General features: G+C 40.2%; 16 protein-coding genes, 1 tRNA gene and 1 pseudogene. 8 read left to right on the top strand and 10 right to left on the bottom strand.

Annotated features, from left to right (window positions below):
• Positions 1-749: 749 nt before the first annotated feature.
• Genes ACRAD_RS03990 through ACRAD_RS03970 form a run of 5 tightly spaced genes read left to right on the top strand, consistent with a single transcriptional unit; the run spans position 750 to position 6,346 of the window.
• On the top strand, positions 750-1,508 hold the full coding sequence (locus tag ACRAD_RS03990; protein WP_005025107.1) for a hypothetical protein: 759 nt from the start codon (positions 750-752) through the stop codon (positions 1,506-1,508).
• Complete coding sequence (locus ACRAD_RS03985; protein ID WP_005025106.1) at positions 1,505-2,401, top strand: hypothetical protein; 897 nt, start codon at positions 1,505-1,507, stop codon at positions 2,399-2,401. The genes ACRAD_RS03990 and ACRAD_RS03985 overlap by 4 nt, the downstream gene beginning before the upstream one ends.
• Positions 2,398-3,651 carry a glycosyltransferase family 2 protein gene (locus ACRAD_RS03980; RefSeq protein ID WP_005404254.1) on the top strand — a complete coding sequence of 418 codons (1,254 nt, stop codon included), beginning with the start codon at positions 2,398-2,400 and terminating at the stop codon, positions 3,649-3,651. Before ACRAD_RS03985 ends, ACRAD_RS03980 begins: the two co-directional genes overlap by 4 nt.
• A complete protein-coding gene (locus tag ACRAD_RS03975; RefSeq protein ID WP_005025104.1) occupies positions 3,648-5,474 on the top strand; it encodes a hypothetical protein in 1,827 nt (608 codons plus the stop codon). Before ACRAD_RS03980 ends, ACRAD_RS03975 begins: the two co-directional genes overlap by 4 nt.
• Positions 5,471-6,346 carry an alpha-amylase family protein gene (locus tag ACRAD_RS03970; protein ID WP_005025102.1) on the top strand — a complete coding sequence of 292 codons (876 nt, stop codon included), beginning with the start codon at positions 5,471-5,473 and terminating at the stop codon, positions 6,344-6,346. Before ACRAD_RS03975 ends, ACRAD_RS03970 begins: the two co-directional genes overlap by 4 nt.
• Here ACRAD_RS03970 and wecB read toward each other — a convergent pair.
• The 4 genes from wecB to greB form a co-directional block, all read right to left on the bottom strand.
• The gene (gene wecB, locus ACRAD_RS03965) at positions 6,343-7,491 is read right to left on the bottom strand and encodes a non-hydrolyzing UDP-N-acetylglucosamine 2-epimerase (RefSeq protein ID WP_005025099.1); all 1,149 of its coding nucleotides are present in this window, start codon (positions 7,489-7,491) and stop codon (positions 6,343-6,345) included. The two genes, ACRAD_RS03970 and wecB, sit on opposite strands and share 4 nt — an antisense overlap.
• Positions 7,492-7,493: 2 nt before the next feature.
• A complete protein-coding gene (locus tag ACRAD_RS03960; protein ID WP_005025097.1) occupies positions 7,494-8,672 on the bottom strand; it encodes a tetratricopeptide repeat protein in 1,179 nt (392 codons plus the stop codon).
• A 322-nt stretch (positions 8,673-8,994) separates the two neighbouring features.
• Positions 8,995-9,084: transfer RNA gene (locus ACRAD_RS03955), tRNA-Ser, on the bottom strand.
• 96 nt (positions 9,085-9,180) lie between these two features.
• Entirely contained in the window at positions 9,181-9,660 is a 480-nt protein-coding gene (gene greB / locus ACRAD_RS03950; protein WP_005025095.1) for a transcription elongation factor GreB, read from the bottom strand.
• Between the two features lie 359 nt (positions 9,661-10,019).
• Between greB and ACRAD_RS03945 the strand changes: the two genes are divergently transcribed.
• Positions 10,020-11,129, top strand: a complete 1,110-nt coding sequence (locus ACRAD_RS03945) for a transglycosylase SLT domain-containing protein (protein WP_005025093.1) — start codon at positions 10,020-10,022, stop codon at positions 11,127-11,129.
• A gap of 100 nt (positions 11,130-11,229) precedes the next feature.
• On the opposite strand, the gene ACRAD_RS03940 is transcribed toward ACRAD_RS03945, so the two are convergent.
• Positions 11,230-11,616: an SCP2 sterol-binding domain-containing protein gene (locus tag ACRAD_RS03940; RefSeq protein WP_005015601.1), complete on the bottom strand. Its 387-nt coding sequence runs from the start codon at positions 11,614-11,616 to the stop codon at positions 11,230-11,232.
• A 204-nt stretch (positions 11,617-11,820) separates the two neighbouring features.
• On the bottom strand, positions 11,821-12,723 hold the full coding sequence (ttcA, locus tag ACRAD_RS03935; RefSeq protein WP_005025089.1) for a tRNA 2-thiocytidine(32) synthetase TtcA: 903 nt from the start codon (positions 12,721-12,723) through the stop codon (positions 11,821-11,823).
• A gap of 568 nt (positions 12,724-13,291) precedes the next feature.
• On the opposite strand from ttcA, the pseudogene ACRAD_RS03930 reads away from it, so the two are divergent.
• A pseudogene (locus tag ACRAD_RS03930) lies at positions 13,292-13,865 on the top strand (lytic transglycosylase domain-containing protein); the annotation flags it as partial.
• Between the two features lie 337 nt (positions 13,866-14,202).
• Complete coding sequence (htpX, locus tag ACRAD_RS03925; protein WP_005015604.1) at positions 14,203-15,108, top strand: protease HtpX; 906 nt, start codon at positions 14,203-14,205, stop codon at positions 15,106-15,108.
• A gap of 89 nt (positions 15,109-15,197) precedes the next feature.
• Here htpX and ACRAD_RS03920 read toward each other — a convergent pair whose 3' ends face one another.
• The 4 genes from ACRAD_RS03920 to ACRAD_RS03905 form a co-directional block, all read right to left on the bottom strand.
• Positions 15,198-15,773, bottom strand: a complete 576-nt coding sequence (locus ACRAD_RS03920; protein WP_005025087.1) for a DUF4112 domain-containing protein — start codon at positions 15,771-15,773, stop codon at positions 15,198-15,200.
• A 70-nt stretch (positions 15,774-15,843) separates the two neighbouring features.
• Positions 15,844-17,184 carry a magnesium transporter gene (mgtE, locus tag ACRAD_RS03915; protein WP_005025086.1) on the bottom strand — a complete coding sequence of 447 codons (1,341 nt, stop codon included), beginning with the start codon at positions 17,182-17,184 and terminating at the stop codon, positions 15,844-15,846.
• Positions 17,185-17,391: 207 nt separating this feature from the next.
• Positions 17,392-20,490: a multidrug efflux RND transporter permease subunit gene (locus tag ACRAD_RS03910; RefSeq protein ID WP_005025084.1), complete on the bottom strand. Its 3,099-nt coding sequence runs from the start codon at positions 20,488-20,490 to the stop codon at positions 17,392-17,394.
• Between the two features lie 375 nt (positions 20,491-20,865).
• A complete protein-coding gene (locus ACRAD_RS03905; protein ID WP_005025082.1) occupies positions 20,866-21,843 on the bottom strand; it encodes an MBL fold metallo-hydrolase in 978 nt (325 codons plus the stop codon).
• Between the last annotated feature and the right edge of the window lie 164 nt (positions 21,844-22,007).

The following is a 22,007-nucleotide window of genomic DNA, read 5'->3' as shown; positions in this document are numbered from 1 at the left end:
ACGATAAAATGGGTTTAATTACTAAAGCCTGTAGAGATAGAGAAATAATTTCTATTTATAAATTGGTAAAATATATCTTGAATAAAAATAAAGATCTTTGGGGAGCATTTTGAAGATGATGTAGAAATGCTTTATTTGCTTGACAGGGTTTAGTGAAATTTTTATTAAATACAGATTTTTCACTAAATTTTCACGATAAATATATGAAAGATAGCCTACTTTAAATTATATTTTTAGTGAGTTCTGGATAGCTTTCTGGGCTCTGATTCTTGCGCTTCTTTATGACTTGATCAAAATTTAAATTTAAACCTGTTTAATATAGAAACCTTTCTCTCTCAACTTTCTCCTATAGGTCAGGCTCTAGAATTCTCAAATTAAGAATCAAGCCTGTTACCAGGCAGATAGAACAGACTCATGATCAGAAATTACAGGCTTAATCACTTCTCTTTAAAAAACCTGATAAAACATAATTTTTGAAATAAATTAATTTATATCCAATATTTTAAATAATAAAATTAGCTTTTCGAGAAGTTTAATGACTGTTTTTATATATAAATCATAGCAATTATTATTTTTTATCATTATGGCTTAATAAAACGAAATAATTAGGATCTTTATATTCTTTAAGACCAATTGATTACATAAATAGTGACTAATTACATCTAAATTATCTTATCAAAAGTTAAAATTTCATTCCTATTTATTTATACTTCTATGTATGAATACATATTTAGAAAAATGAATACTATATGGCGAAGAACTGGCTTATAAGAACAAATCAGTCTATTACCTTTTTACCTATGATCATTGTTATATTTATAGGTTTAATTGGCTATGAATGGTTGCGTGCCGAGTTAGTAGGTAGCTGGGCGCTTTTTATTGCCTTGTTATTATTAGGACGTTTTCTTAATCTGGTTCAAGCTGTTATTCTTAGTGTACTGATATTTCTACTGTTCTTTATTTATCTTTTATTTGATATTCAAAATACCAACTTTGATACCAGTACTAAAATTCTACAACTTTTTATTTTACCTATCGCCCCGTTATTTCTAAGTATCTATTATGAAATTATGTCGACTAATCAGGAGACAGATAATTTACTGGATGCTTATAGAAAAAATTTGACCTATAGCATTTTACCAATTGGTAGCTACCAATATAACCATCTACAATTTCAGCGTATGCTTTCACTTAACATGATTCAAAATTATGCTGAAATTAGGGTGGATATTACCAATCACGAATTATTGCGTGACATGCTGCAAGTTGACGAGTTTAAAGCAGTACAGCAAAAGATTTTTGATGTACTGGGAACCCAGCGTACTTTACCTCACTTTTATTTCACAGATACCCGCCTTTCCATTATTCGGATTATCATTATTACAGATGGAGATTTTAGCAAGGTTAAAGAACTGGCTGAACAGCTCAGAGTACTTGACCTGCTTAAGATGCAAATCACAATAAACACGCATACGGTAGAAGAATCCTCCTCGGAGGTTCTCCAATGAGCACATTAATCTATGTTTGCGGCCTATTGCTTTCGGTCAGTACCTTACCGGATCTTACTCTCTCATCTTACTATCAGACCTATTATGATTGTCCGTTGCGGCCTGCGAATACTTTAGAATCCAAAAATGTTTCCAGTATTTATCAGATACCAGAACACTTTCCTACTGAAAGAAAATTATGGCCTGTATTTACTGTTGATCAGGTTCATTCAAAAAACTTTAAACAGATCATGGATCAGGGCATTAAACCGGGGTTATTGATTCCAGAAAATTTTATGAATCCTCTCATTTATTTCCAGTTAAAAAGACAGATAAATAGAGGTGCCATACCTTTACTTGACTTTAGTAGCGTGGAACCTTCACGTTTTAACAGCCTGGCTACTCTAGCGACCAGTGCCGGCCTGCGGCCTATGGGTGCTTATGTTCATGATGGCTGGAATCCTTTATTAAAAACTCTTCCAAAAGGGTTATATATTATTCAGGCCAACGAAGGCCAGATTCCCCTACCTGCTTTACCAATTCAGAGCGGACAGCATTTATTTTATACCGCTTATCCCAATTCATATGGTTTTAATGGGACGGGGATTTTATTAAATCCGGAAGGCAATCTTTCAAATGAAGATATTAATTATCCGGTGTTAGGAATTGGTTGGAAATTCCTGAATGTCTCCTTTTACAGTCAGCCCGACCGGATCCATACCAGTATTGCTGGGCGTATGCTGCTAGCTGCTGGTCTAATGATTCTACCGCTCCATCTGATCTTGTCTCTTCATTATCCTGAATTACTGGGTTTCTGGGGTACATCCACATCCTGGTTATCTGTATTCATGATTATTGTATTAATGATTATCCTTGTAAGTACCATGCTATGGAGGATATTCAAGAAATCATGAATACAATTGATATCTGTTTTATTGTTGGCTTTATTGGTATCTGGATTCCCCAAGCTTTTTGGGCTTGGCTGAGTTTTTCGGCTTGGCGTTATTCGATTCGGGCCAATCAGGAACTTTCGAATTTACCTGTACCCGAACGTTGGCCAATGCTGAGTGTACTGATACCGGCTTACAATGAAGAAGTAGTTATTGAAGATACATTGCGGGCTTTAGCAGCACAGGACTATCCGCCAGAAAGCTATGAAGTACTGCTGATTAATGACGCTTCCAAAGACAGGACACAGGAAATTGCTGACCGGATGGCAGCCGAGTACCCGGTAATTCGTGTCATCAATGTTCCTAAAGGCCAAGGTGGTAAAGGTAAGTCCCGCACTCTGAATAATGGCCTAAAACATGCCCATGGTGAGCTGATTGCAGTTTATGATGCAGACAGTACCCCTGAACCAGATTGTGTAAGACTTATTGCTCAGACCCTTCTGGCTGACTCAAATCTGGTTGCGGTTAATGGTAAAGTTCGGACCCGCAACTGGAAAGACAGCCCGCTAAGTACATTTATTGCCATAGAATTTATTTATTTCCAGTGGATTTTTCAAGGTGGTCGCTGGTTACGCTTCCGTCTTTCTACCCTCATGGGAACCAATTATGTAATCTGGCGTGATGCGCTGGATATTCTAGGGGGATTTGATGAAAAATCCCTGGTTGATGATACCGAAATGAGTTATCGCATTTTTCTGGGCCATAAACGCATTAAATGGGTACCTTATGCAATTGGATGGCAGCAAGACCCGGGTGATCTAAATATTTTTATTAAACAACGCTCCCGCTGGACACAAGGAAATTTTTATGTCACACGCAAGTATCTAAGTACGGCAATACGTCATCCTTTCCCGATTGGCATGGAAATTGGCAACAATATCATGTGTTATATCATGTTTGTGCCCGCTTTATTTTTAAGCCATATGACACTGGTCGTAGGACTGCTCGGTATTGATGGCACAACTATACCTGGGCCTTTTACTTTACTCTTTATTCTTGCATTCATTCTTTACCTTACACAAATCTGGTTTACTCTAAGTCTGGAAAAAGAAGTTCCAAAACGTTTTTATTTTTACGCGTTCATCGCTTACTTTACTTACTCACAGGTGTTTCTTTTAATCGTGTTTAAAGCTGCCTGGGATATGCTTAAAAGTAAAATTAAAGGTGAAGGTATAACCTGGTATAAAACAGAGCGAAAAAAGGAAAAAAAATGATCAGTCACTTTAAAAAATCCCGTTTTACGGTGTTATCTTCTGTTCTTCTTTCCTTATATGGCTCTCAGGTCTATGCTGATACCTGGCAGCTAGATGACCTGATATCACGTACTGCCCAGTACCAGTCTCCTTATTTCTTTTATGTGGGCAAGGGTGAAACCTGGCAAAACATACAGTTCAATAGCCAGTTTGACAGTCATGGCGAAAGCACGCTGGTAGTCCGTTATGATAATCAGATGATTCATAGACAGGATTTAAATGGTAAAGGTGAGTTGAGCTTTACCTTACCTGCAAGTACTGCCGGTTTTCATCGCCTCGATGTCATGCTTTTACAAAAGCCGTCAGTTAACGGACCCATCAGCAATAATTACTGTGTAGAGTCCACTAATCTTTATACAGCCCTAACCAAACTGACATTAAACTATCAGGCTCAGCATGGCATATTACAGCTCAATCAACTGCCTGATGCCCTGTTTAATACACAGCTGAGCCGTACAGCGCCAATTAAGGCTTTACTACAATTTAATAACCAGAACCGTTTAGAAGCATCCATGATTGCCCGCCTGGCTACAGCATGGAAGTTTAACACCCCAGTTCAGTGGCAAGTTACTGAGTCTACCCAGCAAGAAGCACCTGATTTTGTAATTAGCATACAACAGGTAGAACAGCCTCTAGCAGGTGCAAAAATCAGTTTAAGCCGGAATAATGAGATTCCCCGGCTAAATATTGAATACTCATCAGAATCCCAGCTGCTTATGGCAGTTAATGCTTTAATAAACCAGAATTATCTGCAACAGCTTAATACAGCTACTGCTACATTAAGCGAACCGGTTGCCGAGCCAGCATGGGCGGTAATACGCAAATTTGAGACGCTGGCTGACTTGGGTATTTCTGATTTTGCTCTCGACAGTTCATCTAAAAATATTTCTCTAGTTTTCCCGCCTGTATGGGAAGCAACTGATGTGTTAAAGGGAAAATTAGCCTTTCGGGCACAAAGTGGCTTATTACAAGGCTCAACTTTACAGGTCTGGTTAAACGAATATTTGGCCGGCAGCTTAAGTCTGGCTAAACTAGATTCAAATCCGGTTGAGCGCCGTTTTGATTTCGTTGGTGCGGATTATCCTTATGTCAACAATTACAATATGACTTTAATAAACTCTCAATTAAACAATGAAGCCTGTTTGCCAAATGCGGGCACTGCACTATGGATTGATGCAAATAAATCACTTGTTAACCTCCCCCATCAGATGAAACAGGGCGTAATCAATCTCTCTACCATTTTCGCCAGTACTCCAGAGATAGCCATCAACAATCCGGCTGCCACCAGTATGGCCATTACTGTAGCAAATGTTGCGAAAACAATGCTGTTAAGCGACCAGCCTGTACCTGTAAACATTACTGAGCTGAATGCTAATAGGCTTAAAAAAATCAATATATTAGTTAATACAGCCCGTTTTAATGATGAATTACAGCGATACAGCCAGCTACTTTACTTACCTGCTACGGCAGGCGGATTTATTGTTTCTGTGAAAGATGGCAGATTCTGGATTAATACGGATAGTGCAGCCGGAGCACAGACTTTTACCCGTTTTTGGCCCGTAATCCAGCAAAGCATTCCCAACAATACAGCAGTACTATTTGTTTCAGCACAAGGCCAGATTACGGTTTTGAGTAAAAATTCGGTGAATAAAGCTAAGGCGCCCGTTGTCGAGCAAGTCTCTACCCGTACTCTTGTTATTGTTCTCACCATAATTACACTGATTATTATCGCTTTAATTCTATGGCGCAGAAGCCGTCGTAAAGTCAAGGGAACAGGTGAATGAGTATAAGGCAGTATGCATTTATAGGTTTACTGATATTTATATGTTTTCCTGTGGCCGTGTTTGTACTTTCTGCTTTATTAATGGAGCAGGCAGATGCCAATACAGCAGCACCTAAAATTGAGGGTATTTTTTGGCAAGTCGACCAGATGAGCCAGCCTTCTGGTAACTGGCAGCTTTTGGGTGTAGATACGCTGGTTAACCAGTGGAGTATTGTAGACGGACGGTCTTTTTTTAATGAAATTCCGGTGCAGCCATGGGATGTGCAACCCGATTGGCAACATATTGGTAAACAGCCTTGGGCAAAACATGTAATTTTAGGGCTGGCCGGCAGATTTCAGGAACCTGTAGCCCGTGAAAATATTGATCAGCTTTATCAGCAGTCTAGGCAGATTATTCAAGCCAAATTACCTGTACCAGTCACAAGCTACTATTTTCCTGTAGAAGCTGACCCTACATGGAATGGTGTCCATACTCTAGGACAATATATTGCTCAGTTTAAATTACCTGTCTGGGTAAGTATTTATAGTGCAGAACCTGAAGCCCCATTTCTAGAATATTGGTTAGAAAGCTGGCTGCCCCCCAATGCAAAAGTTTTTTTCCAGGATGGCGTGGGTGTAGGAACGCGCAGTCCTGAAGAAGCTGCACAAATTTATGAAACTTTAAAAGAGCAATTTGGTGAAGACCGGGTGGTAATTATTTTAGAGGCATTTCGACTAAAAAAAGATGGAACATTCAGAGCTGCCTATCCTTGGGAAATCAGTAAACAGCTTAAAGCCTATTCCGGACAGCGAATTTTCATTTTTGATGGTCCCCACTATTTAAATAGAGCCAGTGTTTTATGGCTCTATATATGGATGAAAATCAATTTTTAAGAGGAAGCAGGGTTTAAATCTTTGATAATCTGCTCAAGAATGCGACCCGATGCCCGGCCATCACCAAATGGGTTTTCAACTTCAGCATGCTGAAGGTAATATGAATGATCATCCATCAGTCGTGAAAATTCCTGAACGATTTTAGTCACATCTGTGCCAACCAGAACACCACAACCAGCCTCCACTACTTCTGGACGTTCAGTGACATCCCGTAAAATAAGAACTGGTTTTTGATAGGTTGGACTTTCCTCCTGAATCCCTCCAGAATCTGTCATAATCAGATATGAGGCCTGCAAAATAGCAAGCAGGTCAGGATAATCTAATGGACTAAGTAAATGTACCTGCGGATGTTGAGCGAACTCCTGATGAGCAACTGTATGCACATGCGGATTAAGATGAACTGGCCAGGCAAAATGCAACTCTGGATAACGTTGACATAGCTCATGTATGGCCTGACATATATTCTGTATACCCTGCCCAAAATTTTCACGTCGATGGGCAGTAATTAGAACCAGTTTATTTTTTTCCTGCAGATTTAAGCTAAGTCTTTTTAAACGCTGTTGAGATTGTTGTGAAGAAGCCTGCATAATCTCACGCGCACTGTATATGGCATCTACTACCGTATTACCTGTGACAAAAATATGTTCTTCAGGCACATTTTCCTGTAACAAGTTACTGGCCGAAAGTGCAGTCGGGGCAAAATGCCAGCGTGCCAGACGAGATACTAACTGACGATTTCCTTCTTCTGGAAAAGGATGCAGCAAATCGAAAGAGCGCAAACCAGCTTCTACATGAGCCAGTCCAATATTTAAATTAAATGCGACTAAAGCACCAGCCAGTACTGTTGTTGTGTCGCCCTGCACCACAATAGCATCACATTTTGACATTTGGGTATAGACACGGTCCAGTTCGGTTAGAGCCGTGCTCAATAAAATATTCAAGCTTTTGCCCGGCTGCATGACCTGTAGATGATGGTCAATTTCAATCTGGAAAAAATCTATAGCATCACGTACCAATTCTAGATGCTGCCCGGTAAATACTACACTTACTTCGAAACGGAAATCTTGTCGTGCTTGTAAAATTACTGGAGCCAGCTTAATCAGTTCAGGGCGAGTTCCGAAAATAAAAGAAATATGTATTAGCATTATTAGAAACTCCGGTAAAACGTTAATTCAACACGGGTATTATCAAAGCTACTATCTACAGATGCCGGGGTTCCATTAACATATTTCCCGTACATTTGTTCAATACGTAGTTTTAACGGCAGCCCTGCTGGTTGCCATGCGATGCCGGGCCCTATTTCTGCTATGTTATTATAATATTCCTGTTCACTATCATTAATGGTATGCAGTTTCACATAAGCCTGTATATTACCCCAATCATTATAGTTAAAATTCCAGCCTGTCCGTAATCGCAAATCACTGATCAGATTATAATCCTCACGTGAATAAGCAGCGGCATTACCATAAAGTTCAGCAAAATACTGATTACTTTGCTGAGCTGGCATATGGCTGGCCTGATCCATCCCCCAGTACCACTCCTGATAGCCTGTTAAACCACCATTAATGCTTTCCCTAAATTTTTTCCGGTTCAGATCAATCAGATCATAGCTACCACCTGCTTCCAGATATAGGTAAACAGGCCATTTCCACGGACGGTAGTTTACCCCCAAACCTACTATGGCGGCATTCTGGTCAATAATTTCTGGACGGGCGCCGCCTGTGGAACGGGTATCACGATTGACACTGGCAAATCCATAGATCTGGCCTTGATTGTTTTCATCGAAATAACGGCCATAACGAATCTTTAACGGTAAAATTGTAGTGTCATAACGTCCTTCATAAGAAGGCGAGAAATAAACATCAGCAAAGGTTTTCTTGGCTGACGTATTACCTGTTCCTGACAGGTTCTGTACCGCCTGTTTAGACTGGGATGCAATTTCCTGATTGGAAGAGCTTTGTAATTGCTTGAATATAACGAGTGCTTCATCATTTCTATTCGCCACATTTAACAAATAAGCTTTTTGCATGAGAAGCTGATCATCAGATGAGTCTAAGGCAAGCGAACGATTAATATATTCTAAGGCTTTATTATTATCATTTTGACGCAAGGCCAAGTATGCCCAAGTTTTCCAGACTTTAGGATCATTTGGTGTCTTTAGGGCAATCTGGTTAAGTAAACTGTCTGCTTTATTAGTATCCTGACTTTCAACCTGGTAATACTGCTCCCACAATGGATAAACGTCAGCGGTATCCATTGGGTTATTTTGAGCCTGTACCCCTAAACTTATCACAAACCCAAAAATCGTTAAGTAGATTTTTTTCATTGTTTTATAAATACTATAAAGTCACCGAGATAATGATTATCTTATATTCTCTAAAATAAAAATACAGATAAAACCGATAGTACTGTGAGAAAATTATTTATTGATTACATATTAATTTTATTTAAAACAGGGAATTAAATAATAAGAAGACTAATCTTTTTAACAAATTCTAACATTCAATAATAAGGATTAAATAGAAATTATTTTGCTACATTAATTTTTATATTTTTATTGTCTACACTACTCTTATTAATAAATGGCTATTATTAAAGAGACAATGATAAAAAAATAAGCCGCTAGATAAGCGGCTTATTTAGAATTCTGGCGGAAGCGGTGAGATTCGAACTCACGGAGGGCGTGAACCCTCGTCGGTTTTCAAGACCGGTGCATTAAACCACTCTGCCACGCTTCCAACGAGCGCTATCATATAAACTATTCGTAAAATTGGCAAATCATTTTGTAGATTTAATTGGACAAGTGTTCAAAATAGAACCAGATATTATAAATTTTATGGTTTTTCATAACGAATTGCATTGATATACCACTGCTTCTTCCCTGAAGGGGTCATAACTTCAATCTCATCATTCACCTGTTTTGAAAGTAATGCCCTAGCCATAGGTGAATCAATTGAAATATGTTGAGGATGATAATCATAAATCTCATCTACCCCGACAATTCGTAAAGTTTTCTGTTCACCATATTCATTCTCAATATCTACCCAGGCACCAAAGTAAACGCGCCCGTCCTGTTCAGGTGAATGGTCAACAATTCTCAGCTCTTCCAGCCGTTTTCCTAAATATCTTACCCGACGATCAATCTTGCGTAAGAGCTGTTTATTATATTGATAATCGGCATTTTCACTACGATCGCCCAGGCTGGCAGCCCAGTTAACTTTCTTGGTTATTTCCGGACGTTCTTCGTGCCAGAGCTGTTGTAATTCAGCCACCAACCGGTCATAGCCGGCTCGAGTAATTAAGTTAGATTTCATTATGAATATTCAGTTTAAACACGTATTCAATTTATATAATTATCTATTATGCCATACAGTTTCAACATATTATCACAATCTTAATTTAAAATTTATTAATATCAATTATTTATATAAATATCGCCCAGCTATTTTTGATCAAAATTTGACATAATAAAATTTGCACTTTATTATCCGTTCACTTTTTAGTATTTATGTTCTTTTTATCTATGTAGTTAAACTACACAGTTTTATTTCATCCCTGTCATTTTAAATGACTTCATGACTGCCCATCCTCTTATTGAATTTATCAACTTATAAAAGTTGCAGACCCGTTTTTGTCTGCCTTTTAGGGCATAAGTTACTTTAGCGGAGACACCATGCACAGTAGTTCAACTTTTGGGTCAAGGCTTAGCCTTAACTCTTTATTTTCTACTCTCCCTGTTCGATTACTTGTATTAAGCACAGCTCTTGTACCTTGGCACAATATTAATGCAAGTAAAGCTTCACAATATAATTCCGTTGTGAATACCAATACGTTAACTGTGGTCACGGTGGAAAGCCCAACGACCTTATTTAAAGATGGCAAGATTATGTATGGCTTCGGCTATGATCTTGTCCGTAATTATGCTCAAAACCTGAATGTCAGGCTCGAACTAAAGACAGTTGCAGACAACGCAACAGCTTTAAAATGGGTCGCTCAAGGCAAAGCCAATATGGCAATGACTACGGCTGACTTTAATACTATTGAAAAGCACCAGCTGACGTCTTTCTCTGCAAGCTGTGGAGATACAACCAGTCTGGTTAAAAATGGTTTAAACCCAGCATTGAACTGGGTATTCAAGCAGGCCGAAGAACCGCTAGCTGCTACTGCAAGTGGCTATATTTGCCAAGGTAAACAAAATGGGGCCATTCGTCAGTTGGCTTCTTTTTACAACCGTAATGTAGTACAGCCTGATGCCTGGAAAACCATTCAGCGTGATTTGTCAAAACGTATGCCGATTTATAAAGCGAGTTTTCAGCAAAGTGCTGAACGTTATGACCTGGACTGGCACCTGCTGGCTGCAATTGGCTATCAGGAATCTTATCTAAAGCCCAATTCAGTTTCACCTACAGGCGTACGTGGCCTGATGATGCTCACCAGTAGTACAGCTAAAGCTATGGGAGTACAGAACCGTACAGATCCCCATCAGAGTATTCAAGGCGGGGCCAAGTACTATGATTTAATGCTCGACAAGTTTTCTGACGTTCCTTATCCGGACCGTCACTGGTACGCCTTGGTAGCTTATAATATGGGTCCTGGTGCTGTTGGCCAGATTCAAAAACGTATTCAAACCCAAGGCCGTAATCCAAATAACTGGGTAAATCTTTATGATTATCTGGAACGCCATCAGACCAGTAATGGTCGTTATCATCAGGCTGTGCAATATGTTACCCGTATTCGAGCCTATCTTGAACATATCAAGAAGTCTGAGCTGGTCACAATTTAGACAAAAGTGTTATATATGATATAGAATGTAAGACAAAGAATTTAATTCATAAAAAAAGCTTACCTTCACGGTAAGCTTTTTTTCTCTTAAACTTCTTTTTTCAAGAAGTTTGCGCAAGGATATTCTTAAACAGGTCTTTCTGCTCTTGGCTTGGCTTTACAGTCTGTAATGCCATCAATTGTGACATATCGCCCTGCACCTTAATTTTGCCTGTCATAAATGCTTGCATCGCAGCTGCCATATCGAATTCAAGGAAGACTTTACGCAGGGTTTCGCCATCCATATTCAAAGTAGTTTTAGCATTTGAAGACAGACCTTTCTGGATTTTTCCACCATCTAATGAAAGTTCAGTCGTATTATTGTCTGCATTTACAACTACAAGATTAATTGCCAGATTAGCCAAGGCTGGTGGCAGGTTCAAATCACCTGCTTCAGCAGTTAATTTATCAACAGTTGCAAACCAATCATCAGTGAGTAACGCAGGCATAATTTTTCCTCAAGTATATTTTTCAATTTATAGAGCTGTCTTTCCAGACAGCATATTCATGAAGCTGTGAGCTTTTATTTTGTTATAGCATGTAATGAGGCAATTAGAACAATTTTTTTGTACTGATCATTCAGTTTTTGATGTTTTTATGTATTACTGATTTAAATAGGCACCTTAACTGGGCAAGATGCCTAATATTTGCTTTTATTCAGCAGCAAAACTCAAATTAACTACATCCAGACGATTAGTTTTTTCCGGTTCTTTGAAGTCATACTCACGTTGCGAATCAAGTATCTCAAAATCGAACAGTTCACGGTCAGCCAGCTGAGATGGTGATACGTTCTGCAAAGCGCCGAAAATACTGTGCAGACGTTTCGGATGGGCTTTATCCCAATCACGCAACATATCATTAATGATTGCGCGCTGCAGATTTTCCTGAGACCCACAGAGATTACATGGAATAATTGGGAACTGGCGCAGCTCCGCATATTTTATAATGTCTTTCTCTTCCACATAAGCCAGTGGACGAACCAGAATATTCTTTTTGTCAGATGACAACAGTTTTGGTGGCATGGCTTTTAGACTGCCACCATGAAACAGGTTCAAAAAGAAAGTTGCCAGAATGTCATCACGGTGATGTCCAAGAGCAACTTTAGTTGCGCCGATTTCCTGGGCAAAACCGTATAGGGATCCACGGCGTAAACGAGAGCACACAGCACAGTATGTTTTACCTTCCGGTGTCAAGCGTTTGGTAATGGTATAGGTGTCTTTTTCCAGAATGTAATATGGAATATTGTTTTCTTCCATATAACGCGGCAAGACATCCTCCGGAAAACCAGGCTGCTTCTGGTCTAGGTTGACAGCAACTACATCAAAGTTAATTGGTGCAATACGCTTGAACTGTAGCAAAATGTCCAGCAAGGTATAACTGTCTTTACCACCCGATACGCACACCATTACCTTGTCGCCATCTTCAATCATCTTGAAGTCACGAATAGCATGGCCAACTTGGCGACGCAGCTTTTTAAGCAGACGATAATAGGCTGAACTGGTTGGCAGTTCTGGCTTGAAATTAAATCCCTGGTTGGACTCAACTGGCGAGTACATAGAACAGAATTACCCATAAAAGAAATACCGCGCGATTTTAGCCGATCTCCCTCCGATTCGCATCACCGAATTACAATTAATGTGGAACACCACTGGTCAGAAAAAAATAAGCCTTTGTATAAAAAATAGACGCTCGCGTTCAAAATTGTATCAAAATGCTTATATTTTGGACTTTTCCACAGTTTTCCACAAAACCTGTGGATAAAATTGTGGATTTCTCTAGGCTTGACAGGGGGTGTAATCGGCCTATTAAGGGTTTTATTTAAATTGATCATTTTTTGATCAATTAATATTTATTAATAATTACAATTACTTATATATGTCAAGCTATACTTTTTAAAAAATTTTTTTTATTTATTTGGTTATTTTCAAAACAAATAGTCTTGCTTTTTTTTCAATTTTTTTTGTTAAAGAAACTCAAGTTTTTGGTTTCCATTGTAGAGTTTTTTGTTAAACTCAGACTGAATTTTGAGCTCCAAGTTGCTTACAGATTACTATGAAAACTTACTTTGATATTTCACGCTTGGGTATCTGGGGATGTGCCGTACTTGTACTGACTTCAAGCTATAGTAGTGCAGGTCAAATGTATGTCTATAAAGACCAAAGTGGCAGCACCCTCCTGACTAACCGTAAAATGAATGACAGTTCATTAAAGAAAGTTAAAGTTACTTATTATCCCGAGAGTAATATTCACAGTTATAGTAACTGGGGAAAGTCAGAAGCGGCGGTATTGCCAAGCTATAGCAAAAATCGTGATGCTTTTGATCATATAATCAAACAGGCGGCTCAGCAGCATGGTGTCAGTGAAGGTCTGATTAAAGCAGTTATGCACACTGAATCAGGCTTTAATGTAAATGCCCGCTCTCCTGTAGGTGCACAGGGCTTGATGCAATTAATGCCTGCAACAGCACGGCGCTTTAATGTCTCAAATGCATATGATCCTTATCAGAATATTCTAGGAGGAGCCAAATATTTAAGCTGGCTCCTGAAACGTTTTAAAGGCAACACGCATCTTGCTCTTGCAGCCTATAATGCAGGAGAAGGTAATGTTGCTAAATACGGTGGTATTCCCCCATTCCGTGAAACCCAGGATTATGTTCGTCGGGTCACCAGTCGTTATAGCAACCTTTACTCGGGCGGAGCTCTAAACCTTACTGCCAGTAATAATCCGGAAAACGGGTTGCTGGTTCAGGAAACAGTGAATTCTGCTGCAAATACTCAAGCTGCAGGCCGGAGCTATGCACCCCGGCAAATTATTACGCTGGCAGATGGCTCCTATACAGATGCACCAGGCACTTATGTCAGCTCTAACGCTACAGCCTCAGCACGTATTCATATTTCTAACTGATCTTTTGATTCATTTTTTCTATATATATTTTTCAAGTTTTTCTTGAATTTTAACGAGCATCACCGCATATTAGTTTTACGATTTATATTTCAAAATCGATTTATTTTTTCTATCAAAAGAGGATTATCTCAATGATGCGGATTGGTTTGTTCTTGCTAACCAACCTCGCGGTACTGGTAGTAGCTGGCATTATTTTGTCGCTCTTCGGAGTCGGAAGTTATCATGGTGCGGGTGGCCTTAATCTGGGCAACCTTTTAGTCATCTGTTTTGTATTTGGTATGGTGGGTTCTCTCATCTCCCTCTTTATGTCCAAATGGATGGCTAAAAAGGCGACCGGTACACAAATTATTGACCCTAATGCTCCTCAAAATCAGGCAGAAGCCTGGTTATTGCAGACCGTTGCTGAATTATCACAGCGTTCTGGCATTCAAATGCCAGAAGTGGGCATTTTTCCGTCTTATCAGTCTAATGCATTCGCAACAGGCTGGAACAAAAATGATGCACTGGTCTCGGTCTCTACCGGTTTGCTTGAACGTATGAATAAGGATGAACTGCGTGCAGTACTGGCGCATGAAATCGGCCACGTCGCTAATGGCGATATGGTTACACTTGCCCTGATTCAAGGGGTAGTGAATGCTTTTGTCATGTTCTTTGCCCGTGTAGTAGGCGACTTCATTGACCGTAACGTATTTGGCCGTGAAGATGGTGAAGCACCTGGGCTGGCTTACTTTGCAATTACGATTGTACTGGATATTGTATTTGGTATTCTTGCCTCTGCAATTGTCATGTGGTTCTCACGTTACCGTGAATATCGGGCCGATGAAGCGGGTGCACAGCTTGCCGGAAAACAGGCTATGATTTCTGCCCTGTTACGTCTACAGGCAGAGTCTGACATGCCAGATCAGATGCCTAAAGAAATGAAAGCCTTTGCAATCTCTTCTGGTAAAGAAGGTGGTTTTAGTCTGGCTGCTCTGTTTATGACACACCCGACTATTGAAGACCGGGTAGCTGCTTTACAGCGTCTCAACTGTCCATAAGTTTTTCTGTTGATTCATCCAGATTCAAAAAAGCCTCCTGCGTGGAGGCTTTTTTACATTTAACCTTTTAAGCTAATGCAGTGTATATTTTAAAAATACTGCTGTGCCAGCCTGATAGCAAACCACAAACCGGCTGCAAATAGAATCAGGAACAGAACTCCGACCAAGTCAGGTATATGTAGCCATAACCAGGCCACCACTGGCTGGCGCCAGAAAGTAGAATGTTGCTGTTTACGTTCTAACTTCTCATGCAGATAGGGATGCCTTAAATGAATATCTGTAGTCATCTGATATTCTATGCGGATATGTTCATGCACAATATCAAGTGCCTTGCGGCTCGGCCGGATAAATATATCAAATACCGTACCGATTACAGGCACAAAACCGACTACTGCATCCAGGGCAGCCATTTTAATAACTGGCCGCAATTTATGGGAAGGCACGCCAATCTGGCGCCCTTTGTAAACTGCATAACAAGTCAGGGCAAAGCCTGCCAGATCTCCTGCAATTGGTACCGTGCTCAAGGCTGCATCCGCACCGATTCCCTGCTTGGTAAAAGGAATACGAACTAAAGAGTCCATGATATTGGCAAACTTGGCCAGATCACGCTCCAGACGGATCACTTCTTGCTGAGTAAGTTTTTTTTGTTTTTCAAGCCCGGGCATTACCAATTCCAGTCATTAGAGAGTCATCAGCATAAAACAGATTAAAACACGAGACGTATTAATCTGTGTACTAAAACAATAATTTGGATGCTACAAATAAGTAGATAATCACGCCTGTAGCATCACAGATTGAGGTAACTAAAGGTGCTGAAGCACTGGCAGGGTCCAGTTTCAACTTATTTAAAATAAAAGGCAAGCTCATACCCGTCAGACAACCCATGAGTACAATCCCTACCATGCTAATTGCCAGTACAATCGCGACCATGAGATCACTGCGAATATAACCTAGCATGGATACGGCACAAGCCATCGTTACGCCTAAACAAAGTGCCACCACAGTTTCACGGCCGAGCAAGCTGAACCAGTCTTTAAACTGTACATCTCCGGTCGCCAAGGCACGCACCATGAGAGTAGCAGACTGCGATCCGGCATTTCCCCCACTGCCCACCAGTAAAGGGAGAAAGAATACCAATACAATGTGAGTTGAAATAATCTCTTCAAAATGTGCAATTCCAATTCCCGACAGTAAACTGCCAAAGACCAGAATAACCAGCCAAAATACCCTTTTTTGGTATAAGGTTATGATGGGAGCAGTTTTCAGGCTGAGCTCAGCTAACGGACTGACTGCACCGGATTTTAAAATATCTTCGGTAGTTTCTGCCTCTACAATATCCATCACATCATCATAAGTGATAATGCCCAGCATTCTTTCCTGCTCATCCACTACAGGTAGAGCGATTAAATCATAGTAAGCCAGAGTTTTAGCAACGACTTCCTGATCATCATAGGTATAGACATAAATCACATCCCTTTCCATTACCTCTGCAATTGTAGCTTCGGGCCTGGCCTGAATAATCTGGCGTAGAGAGATGACACCTATCAGCTGATTCTGCTCATTTACAATATAAACCAGATAAAGGGTTTCCCGTGTTGCGGCGATTATACGCAGCGCCTGGATGGCTTCATCCATGCATAAGTCTTGGTGTAAGGTAACAAAGCTGGAACTCATCATCGCACCAGCTGTACCTTCAGGATAAAGCGCCAGTTTTCTTAAGGTATTTTGAGACTCCTCAGATAGCAGTGTTATAAGCTGTTGTTTTAATTCTGGTGACAGTTTTTTATAAATATCGACAAAGTCATCAGAATACATATTATCAAGAATAGGGATGAGATCAGGAACAGGTATAAATTCAGCCAAAACAGCTTGCTGGCTGAGCGGCAAATATGCAAACGCCTCACTTGGCTCATCCAGTTTCTGCAGGATCTTGACCTGTTCTGTAGGGGTCAATCCTTTTAATACACTAGCCTGATCAGCAATATTTAATTCATTTAAAAGGCCAATAGCCGTATTGAACTTTTCAGAACGGAGCTGTTGGCGAACATATTGTATTTTCTCTGCAATCTGCGGCATGCCTGTCTCATGATAATTTATTGATTAAATAAAAATTTATTTTTGATCAGGGGGATTAAACTACTTTTATCATGCTCTGGAGAGTTTTCACTATAATTTTGCAATACGCCTACATTTATCGAATAAAGTCATAAACTGAGGGCGGTCTTTAAAGTAAGAAAACCTGATCTCGTCAGGTTTTTTGAAAGACAAATCAAGATAAATCAACTAGCCAAGGTGCTGTTTTCTTGTCATCAGATTCCGGACCAAAACATACATGAATGGAATGAATATTACTACCAAGACCGTTCCAAACATGACTCCACCTAGAACACTGGTACCAATTTCCTGACGGCTGGCAGCTCCTGCACCAGAGGCAAACACTAGCGGTACTACACCAGCACCAAAAGCCAGAGAAGTCATCAAGATCGGCCTCAAGCGCAAGCTGGCGCCTTCCAGAGCTGCTGCTACTGCATCTTTGCCACGTTGCTGGGCCAGTGCAGCGAATTCAACAATAAGAATGGCATTTTTGCATGACAGACCAATTGTTGTCAGCAATGCGATCTGAAAGTAAATATCATTAGGAAAGCCAGCTAGATAACTGAACAGGATATTCCCACCAATACCAAGTGGTATTGCTGCCATAACCGCTGTCGGTATGCTCCAGCTTTCATAAAGGGCAGCGAGGCACAGAAAAATAAAGCCAATCGACACCAGATATAACCAGATTGCCTGATTACTGGACTGCTGTTCCTGAAAAGATAAACCGCTCCAGGCTAAGTCAATGTCAGGAAATTGATCAATCAGGGCCTGGACATCCTGCATCGCTTCACCGGTACTAAAACCAGATCCTGCATCTGCTTCCATTTGTAATGCAGTATAGCCCATGAAACGGTTAACTACTTCTGGCCCGCCAGTCCATTCAAAACTGGCAAATGTAGAAAATGGAACCATTTGACCAAGATCATTACGGACAGACCAGAAATATAAATCTTCAGGTTGTGCCCGATAAGCTGCATCACCTTGCATAATGACCCGCTTAATCCGTCCCCGGTCAATAAAATCATTAATATAACTACCACCCCAAGCAGCCGCCAGAGTACTGTTAATCGCAGGCTGACTTAAGCCTGCTGCCATTGCCTGTTTCTGGTTAATATTGACCTTCAACTCAGCCTTATCCGGATTAGCTTTTTTGTCCAGATTTTGAAAACTGTCATATTGATTAGTTTTGGTCTGTAATGACTTAAACTGCTGTTCTAGATAAGTCCGGCCTTGGCCGTTAATATCGCGAATCCAGAATTCCAATCCATCTGTCTGCCCGAGACCACGAACAGCTCCCGGCATATTGACCATAATTCTGGCATCAGGATTATTACTGAAATACTTTGTAGCACGCTCACGAATTGCCTGCGCAGAATTTTCCTGCCCCGGACGATCATCCCAGTGCTTGAGCGCAATGAAACCCTGTCCAAGATTTTGACCTGTACCAGAAAAGTTACGGCCATAGCGGATAAGTACCAGTTCAACATTCTCTTGTTCTTCACTCAGGAAATAACGCTGAATCTCTTCTCCTACTTGCTGGCTTTTAGCCATTGGAGCGCCATTTTGCAAGCTAAACTGGATATTAAGCGTGCCCTGATCTTCACTTGGAATAAAACTGCTAGGTAGTGCACGATAAAATAGCGCAAATACAGCAATCAAGGCTATAAATACGACTGAATAAATCATTTTGTGCTGCATGGAACTCTGGATCACTTTGAGATAATACTGTCTAAGTCGCTCCAGTTTTTTATTGAACCCATTGGCCCAGCGAGCATGTTGCTGCTTGGGTTTTAAAATCAATGCACATAAAGCAGGAGTCAAAATCAAGGCGACTAGCAATGACAATGCCATTGCTGCCACCAAGGTAATTGAAAACTGCCGGTAGATGACACCAGTTGAGCCACTAAAAAATGCCATCGGAATAAAGACAGCAGTGAGAACCAGCGTAATACCCACTAGTGCACCGCTAATTTCCTGCATTGACTCTAAGGCAGCCTGTTTTGGGCTGAATTGCCTCTCTTCGATCAATCGCTCGACATTTTCAACCACAACAATCGCATCATCTACCAGCAGGCCAATCGCCAGTACCAGAGCAAATAGAGTCAATGTATTTACACTTAAACCTAATACGTACAGTATGGCAAAGGTTCCTAAAATTACTACAGGTACAGTAATGGTAGGAATTAAGGTTGCACGCCAGCTTTGTAAAAACAGGAACATCACCAAAATTACAAGAATCACTGCTTCAATCAGAGTTGTAACTACCTCTTTAATTGACTCTTGAACAAAAGGTGTATTATCACGTGGATAAACAATTTTATAACCGGCTGGTAGCTTCTCGGTAAGACGGTCTATGGTCTGTTTAATCAAGGCGGAAGTCTGCAAAGCATTTGCGCCTGTAGCCAGTGAAATGCCCAGACCTGCTGATGGATAACCATTAATGGTATTAAATGACTGGTAGTTCTCTGCCCCAAGTTCAATTCGGGCAATATCTTTTAAATATACAAAGCCGGCATTAGCAGAAGATTTAATTATAATATTTTCAAACTCTTCAACCGTTTTTAAACGTGAACCCGAACTGACTTTAGCATTCAGATACTGTTCACTAGCTGTAGGCAAGTCTCCAATACCCCCTGCTGCCACCTGAGTATTTTGTGCTTCTACAGCTGCACGAATATCACTTGGCATTAAATTATATTGTTTTAAACGATCTGGATTCAGCCAGATCCGCATTGCATATTGCGAGCCAAAAACATCGACTTCACCAACTCCTTCAATTCTGGAAATTTCCTGTTCCAGATGGGTCATCATATAATCAGATAATTCGATATTATTACTTTTACCAGTCTGGTCATAAAGGCCTATGACCATATGCGTATCGCCTAGCGATTTCCATACATTAACACCTTGCCGCTGTACATCCTCCGGCAGACGGCTGAGCACGCCATTAATACTATTTTGTACCTGAACTTGGGCCGTATCTGGGTCTGTCCCATTCTCAAAACTAATACTGATCCGGCTACGTCCCGCTGAATCACTGCTGGAGCTAAAATATAAAAGATGATCAATGCCTTTGATTTGCTGTTCAAGCAGCTGCGTTACACTCTCTTCTACGGTTTCTGCAGAAGCGCCATTATATGTAGCCGCTACTGTAATCTGCGGTGGAGCAATATCCGGATAGCGTTCTACAGGCAGGTTTATGACAGAGAAAATACCAAATGCCATTACAATAATGGCCAGTACTCCTGCAAAGATGGGACGTTCAATGAAATATTTCGACAACATAAATGTTCAGGCCACCTGCTCGGCTAGAGTGAACGAAAAAAGAATATGGCGTACCACAGTCTGGCAGATTAAAGTTATAACATTGAACAGGTATGACGAAAATTCATTATTCTTACGCATTTACATAAATTTATATAATCTAATAGATGAGGAGAGAATATGAAGAAAAGTGGTTTAAACACTATTACTATAGATGTAATTGAAGTTATTGGGGCTTATAAACCATTTTCTTAGTCTGAGCTGCTGCTCATTAGAATAGTTATTTAAGAGATCATTATGAAAATAAAATTAGCGAAATTTTGGATATAACGACCTTGCCAATTTACAAGGTAATAAAAATTAAAAATGGCTTCACATGAAGCCATTTATTAGAAATTATTTTTGCAAGACATTATTAAAATAGACAGGTATCCAGAGATACTGTTCATTGGCAACCTTAGAAATATGTCCAATACCCGGAAAAGGTAAATGTGGTGCAGCCACCCAGCTACCTTCATCTGCAATTTTACTGAACAGTTTAAGTCGGGTTTTTACAGCCTCATCTGGCTGGATATCATACTCAATAGCAGTACGCGGCGCTTCAAACTGCACACTGTGCGAATGCACTGTATCTCCAATAAAAACCATTTTATCTTTATTCTGCTCCAGCACAAAACTGTGGTGGCCGGGTGTATGGCCACGTGTATCCATCACCTGAAGGCCAGCAATCGATTGCCCCTCTTTAAAAGTTATAAATTGTTTATCTTGTTGATAAGGTGCTATCGCGTCCTGAATTTTGTTGCGGGTTGACTGATAATTTTCCAGTTGTTCTTTAGACAAATTTACTGGTGTCTGACCTAACCAGTAATTTACTTCACGTTCATGAGCATAGACTTTAGCGTTTGGAAAAACTTTTTGGCCCTCTTTAGTTAAACCGCAGACATGGTCAGGATGTAAATGCGTCAGTAACACTACATTCACGTCCTCAAGCCGATAGCCTGCCTTGACCAGATTACTGCTCACTGAACCGAGATGGGGACCAAAACAGCTAGCAGCACCACTATCTACTAAAACTAGCGCTGTTCCAGTATTAATTAGAAAAGCATTTACCGATGTTTGTACACCCTGTTGCTGATCATTATGGTATTTTTTTAAAATCTGCTGAATATGTTTTACCTGAGAATTATTTAGCGTTTTAAATAGACTAGGTGACATATAATTGGTGCCATCCAGTAAAGCGGTAACTGTATATTTACCCCACTGCTGATGATAATAACCCGGCACCTGTTCAGTTGGTGTAGCTGTTGAAGCCATGCCAGTTGAAGAAAGCACTGTAAAACTAACCAAACTGATGAGTGTTTTAAATATTTTCACTGCTTACCTGCTATATTAATTAAGAGCATGAACTGTTTTTAATATATTTTACCCCATTAAGCGAGTCTGTTTTTGGGCACTCGCCAATTTTTATACCCTTCTGATAACCGATAAGCTCGTTACAAAAAGTTCTATACTGATTTAGTTTATAATATGGAAGAACA

Source organism: Acinetobacter radioresistens DSM 6976 = NBRC 102413 = CIP 103788, assembly GCF_006757745.1.
Taxonomy (GTDB): domain Bacteria; phylum Pseudomonadota; class Gammaproteobacteria; order Pseudomonadales; family Moraxellaceae; genus Acinetobacter; species Acinetobacter radioresistens.
Note: the sequence above shows the minus strand (reverse complement) of the source record. Positions and strands in the feature narration are given on the sequence as shown.